This is a genomic window from Acidimicrobiales bacterium, assembly GCA_036491125.1.
Lineage (GTDB): Bacteria > Actinomycetota > Acidimicrobiia > Acidimicrobiales > AC-9 > AC-9.
Map to the genome: position 1 here is coordinate 1 of DASXCO010000184.1, position 2,343 is coordinate 2,343.

Annotated in this window: 3 protein-coding genes; all 3 read left to right on the forward strand. The window is 69.5% G+C overall.

Translation table 11 applies throughout. The annotated features are described in order from the left end of the window. A partial coding sequence (locus VGF64_14950) for an FAD-dependent oxidoreductase (GenBank protein HEY1636060.1) occupies positions 1 to 522 on the forward strand: 522 nt, incomplete at its 5' end. Positions 523 to 640: 118 nt separating this feature from the next. Continuing rightward, the gene (locus VGF64_14955) at positions 641 to 1,570 is read left to right on the forward strand and encodes a DUF929 family protein (protein HEY1636061.1); all 930 of its coding nucleotides are present in this window, start codon (positions 641 to 643) and stop codon (positions 1,568 to 1,570) included. 4 nt (positions 1,571 to 1,574) lie between these two features. Next, on the forward strand, positions 1,575 to 2,102 hold the full coding sequence (locus VGF64_14960; GenBank protein HEY1636062.1) for a vitamin K epoxide reductase family protein: 528 nt from the start codon (positions 1,575 to 1,577) through the stop codon (positions 2,100 to 2,102). Positions 2,103 to 2,343 lie beyond the last annotated feature (241 nt).

A 2,343-nucleotide genomic window follows, 5' to 3' on the forward strand; every position in this document is an offset into this window, starting at 1 on the left:
GTGAACGTCATCTATCCCCGGCCCTTCTGGCGTGACCAGGGCCTGGCGGGTCAGGTCACGAGCGACAGCGGGACCGTCCGGGCCACCTTCGACAACACGCCGCACCCCGATCCCCAGACGTCACAGGTCAGCCCGGGTGCCATCCTCGGGTTCATCGAGGCCGACGAGGCCCGGCTGTGGTCGGGCCGGACCCGCGAGGAGCGCTACCACCAGGTCCTGGCCGACCTGGCCAACTACTTCGGTCCGCAGGCGCTCCAGCCCCTGGGCGGCATCAACGGCTACTACGAGGCCCTGTGGAACCGCGAGGAGTTCAGCGCCGGCGGGCCGATCGGCTTTCCGATGCCCGGTGCGCTGGTCGAGTACGGACCGGCACTGCGCCGGCCGCTGGGCCTGGTCAACTGGGCCGGGACGGAGACGGCGACGCGGTGGGCGGGGTACATGGACGGCGCCGTCGAGTCGGGTGAGCGCGCCGCCGACGAGGTGCTGGCGGCGCTCGGATCTCGCGCCTCCACATCCGCGTGAGGCCCGGCCGCGGCGATCACGGGCCCGCCGCGGCACCAGTCGGGGGTTCGATCGCTACAGTTTCGGGGCGTTGCCTTGGTGATGCACCAGGCCCGGTACCAGGGAGTTAGGACTCGACGTGGCCAATTCCGGACGAACGTCCTCACGGGGGGGCCGGGGCGGACCCAGCCGTCCCCCCTCGAGCCGCACCAAGCAGGCGCGGCCGGCAGCCGCCCGTGCGCCGACGAGGCGGGGCCGCACGTGGTGGCCGTGGGCGTCGGGCGGCGTCGTGGTGATCGTCGTGGTCATCATCCTCGTCGTCGCCCTGTTGAACACCGGGTCGAAGGCGACGGCCACGACGCAGGCGCCCACTGACGTCGTCCAGGCGACGACGAGCGTGCCCGCCGGCACGCTGGCAGCCGTGGGTCTGGGTCCGTCCGGCATCCAGGCGCCCAAACCCACCACTGGCCAACCGGCCCTGACGAGCAACGGCCTGCCCGAGGTGCTCTACATGGGGGCCGAGTACTGCCCGTATTGCGCCGCCGAGCGCTGGCCGATGGTCGTGGCCCTCAGCCGCTTCGGCACCTTCTCGCACCTGGGGTCCACGGAGTCCGCCACGAACGATGTCTTTCCAGGGACCAAGACCTTCAGCTTCTTCGGCTCGAGCTACTCCAGCCCCTACGTCAACTTCACGTCCGTCGAGATGCAGAGCAACCAGCCGTCGGGCAACGGGTTCGCCACCCTCCAGCAGCCGACCGCAGCCCAGCAGAAGCTCCTGCAGCAGTACGACGTACCGCCGTACACCCAGAGCTCGGGCGGGATCCCCTTCGTGGACTTCGGCAACCGCTACATCGTCTCGGGCGCCAGCTACAGCCCCCAGGTTCTCCAGGGTAAGTCGATGACGGCCATCGCGGGCAGCCTGGTCGATCCGTCGAACCCGATGGCACAGAACATCGACGGCACGGCCAACATCCTCACCGCAGCCATCTGCAACATGACCAACAACCAGCCGGCGCAGGTCTGCACCACCCCGACGATCACGGCGGCCAAGGCCACGCTGGGCGGGTGACCTGGTGACGCCGGGGCTGGAGGTCGAGCGTTCGCGCGCGGTCGACGACGAAGATGACGTCAGGGCCGGTTCGGTGAGCGGTTGGTTCCCTGCCCTCGGCGTGATCTTCGCCGTCGCCGGCGTCGGTGCTTCGTCCTACCTCACCGCGGCCCACTACACCACGACCTCGATCCTGGCCTGTAGCGGGTCGGGCGCCATCAACTGCGCCAAGGTCACGACGAGCTCCCAGTCGATGCTGGTCGGGATCCCGATCGCCGTGCTGGGCTTGGCCTGGTTCCTCGCCATGGTCGTGCTCAACCTGCCGGCGGCGTGGCGATCGGCGCTGTCAGCAGTCATCGTGGCCCGGCTCGTTCTCGCCGTCGGGGGGATGGGCTTCGCCCTGTATCTCATCTCTGCCGAGTTGCTCTCGATCAAGGCCATCTGTCTGTGGTGCACGACCGTTCACGTTCTGACGTTCGCGCTGTTCGTCCTGACGATGGCGGGCACGTCCCGGCTGGGGCTGACCACAGCCCCACGTCGCGTCGCTCGCTGACGCTGGACTCCGCGGAGCGGGAACCGCCTTCGGTTCCGCGCCTGTCGCTCGGCTGGCTGGGCACAGGTCTCGGCCTGCTGGTCACCCTGGGCTGGTTGAGCGCCGTGCCCTATCTGCTGGTCGGCACCGGCGTGCGATCACCGCTCCGGCTGGCGACGACCGACGCGATCCATCTCTACGTGGGCTCGGCGATGGTCGTGCTCCTCGTGGCCAAGGTCGGTCGGGTCGGTCTTCGGACGAC